1 protein-coding gene and 2 pseudogenes are annotated in these 2,713 nt (G+C 73.1%); 2 read left to right on the forward strand and 1 reads right to left on the reverse strand.

Features of this window, described 5'->3' with window-relative positions:
- Window positions 1–151: 151 nt before the first annotated feature.
- Window positions 152–902, forward strand: a pseudogene (locus SSOG_RS49850) (polysaccharide deacetylase family protein).
- Between the two features lie 71 nt (window positions 903–973).
- Here SSOG_RS49850 and SSOG_RS57715 read toward each other — a convergent pair.
- Window positions 974–1,900: pseudogene (locus tag SSOG_RS57715) on the reverse strand (anti-sigma factor RsbA family regulatory protein); the annotation flags it as partial.
- 148 nt (window positions 1,901–2,048) lie between these two features.
- Here SSOG_RS57715 and SSOG_RS41945 point away from each other — a divergent pair.
- Window positions 2,049–2,713 (forward strand): alpha/beta fold hydrolase (locus SSOG_RS41945; RefSeq protein ID WP_050800415.1); only part of this gene is annotated, 665 nt, incomplete at its 3' end.

Consider the following 2,713-nt stretch of genomic DNA (forward strand, 5'->3'; position numbering starts at 1 on the left):
GCTGCCCGAGGCGGTCGGAAACAGCCCTGATGGCGGCCGGGATCGTCGCCCTGACCCGGTCGCCCGCCATGACCGAGGGCTGGGACGCGGACGCCACCGGCGCGGCGGTACCGCCCACGGCACGACGGGTGCCGGACGGCGGGAGCCCGTCATGAGCCCCGGCCGCCGGACCGGTGTGCTGGCTCGGAACGCGGCGGTGCTGGCAGCGGCCGCGCACCTGGTCCCGGCCGGCACCTGGCTGCCGGGGCCCCGGCGCGTCCTCTTCCCGGCCCTGGCCGGACAGGGCCGCTCCGACCACATCGCCCTGACCTTCGACGACGGCCCCGACCCCCACTCCACCCCGCGCTTCCTGGACGCCTTGTTTTTATCTGGCGGTGACCGCCACGTTCTTCGTTTTGGGCGAGAGCGTGATGCGCTACCCCCGCACGACCCGCGAGATCGCCTTCCGTGGCCATGAACTCGCCGTCCACGGCTGGACGCACACCCGCCCCTGGCTGCCGAGGCCGGTGCGGGACGTCTCCGAGGTCGCGTACGCCGCCCGGGCGATCCGGCTGGCCACCGGCGCCGTACCGCTGTGGTACCGGCCCCCGTACGGCGTCCTGACCGGCGGCCGCTGGCTCGCGGCCGTACGCGCCGGGCTGCGGCCGGTCCTGTGGTCCGCCTGGGGGCGCGACTGGTCCCCGAACGCCACCCCGGCCTCGGTGCTCGCCACCCTCCGCGGCGGTCTCCGGGGCGGCGCCACGGTCCTGCTGCACGACTCCGACCGGGCGTCGTCCCCCGGCTGCTGGCGCGTCACCCTGGCCGCGCTGCCGCACCTGGTGACCGCGTGCCGCACCGCGGGGCTGGAGGTGGGACCGCTGTACGAGCACGGAGTGCCCCGGCTCCCGGTGCCGCCGGGGTGAACCGGGGGAACGAACGTGAAGCCCCCCCCGCCGATTACAGCGCCGGTTACAGCCCGGTGGCGCAGCCTGATCAGCGTGCCGTCCGCGTCCGCCTGCATCTGGACGACGTCGCACAGCATCCGGACGCCCCACAGCCCGAACCCGGTATCCGACCCCTCCGGCGGAGTGAAGCCCCACAGGGCGTCCGGGTACCAGTGGCCGGGTCCGGCGATCTCGCAGACCAGATCGCCGTCCTGGGTCCACACCAGCAGCTCCGCCGGGGCGCTGCCGTGGCGGATGGCGGTGTTCGCCACCTCGGCGACGGCGGCGATCATGTTGCGGAAGGGCTCCTGGCCCATGCCGTGCCGACCGGCCCGCTCGGCGATGAAGACGCGCACGGCGTCCAGATCGGCGCCCTCGACCGACAGCCGCTCGGCCGTCGCCGGGGCGGGCGTCAGCGCCCGGCGGTCGCAGGTGGCGCTGAACGGGCCGGGCGCGGTGTACTCCAGGCTCTGCTCCGGCCCCTGACCGTCGATGATCTCGGGGTGGGTCCGGCGCGCGTACGTGATGATCTCGGGGTGCAGCACCCGGCGGTCGTAACAGCAGATGGCGCGGGCGCCGGAGTGGGCGAACGCGGCGTTCACGATCGACTCGTAGCGCGCCCACTCCACCACCTCCAGCGGAGTGCGGCCCTGCCACACCGGTTCGGCTATCACCCGGACCCGGCGCGGCGACTCGGCCTTCACGAAGGAGTCGTACGCGGCGATGGTCTTCACCGGGTGCTGGTACCAGCTGAGCGCGTCCTCGAACTGCACCGCCGGGGCGTCCTGCCCGAGGGCGTCCCGCAGCGCCGCGATGTTCGACTTGGCCGCCACCACGGCCACCGCGTCGTCGGCCTCCAGACCCTCGCGCAGGAAGGGCACGCAGACGTCGACCACTTCCCCCTCGTCGCGGTAGAGGAACCCGCGATGCACCATGGCCTCGTGGTGGTCCGCGACGGAGCTGGTCGGGCTGGTCATGGGGGCCTCCCTCGGCCGGGCTGGTGCGCGTGACAGCGCGCAGTCTGCCACCCTCGCCGCCACCGCGCAGCCGGATCATCGGTCGGTGAGGAAATCCCCCGATTCCGTGCGTGGACGTGTTCCTGACGGTGAATTAGCATCGCTGAGCGTGACACAGGTCAAGAGCATCACCGCAAATGGAATCGAGTTCGGCTATCTCGAAGCGGGCCCGGCGGGCGCCCCGCTGGCGCTCTGCCTGCATGGGTTCCCCGACACCGCACACTCCTGGCGCCATCTGCTGCCCGCCCTCGCGGACGCGGGCTACCACGCCGTCGCCCCCTTCATGCGGGGCTACGCACCCACCGGCATACCCGAGGACGGCGCCTACCAGGCGGGGGCGATAGCCTCCGACGCCAACGCCCTGCACGAGGCCTTCGGCGCCGACGGCGACGCCGTGCTCATCGGCCACGACTGGGGCGCCATCGCCGCCTACGGCGCCACCGCCCACGCCCCCGAGCGCTGGCGGCGGGCCGTGACGATGTCCGTGCCCCCGCTGAGCGGCGTGCTGGCCGACTTCTTCAATTACGACTACGGTCAGTTCAAGCGCTCGTTCTACATCTTCCTGTTCCAGACCCCGCTGGCCGAGGCGGGCGCCGCGGCCCATGACATGGCGCTCATCGACGGACTGTGGCGCGACTGGTCGCCCGGCTACCACGACTCCGCGCGGGACATCGCGCACGTCAAGGAGAGCCTGAAGGACCCGGCCCACCTCGCCGCCGCGATCGGCTACTACAAGGCCCTGTTCGACCCGACCCGCCAGGTTCCGCGTTACGC

The organism is Streptomyces himastatinicus ATCC 53653 (assembly GCF_000158915.1).
GTDB lineage: Bacteria > Actinomycetota > Actinomycetes > Streptomycetales > Streptomycetaceae > Streptomyces > Streptomyces himastatinicus.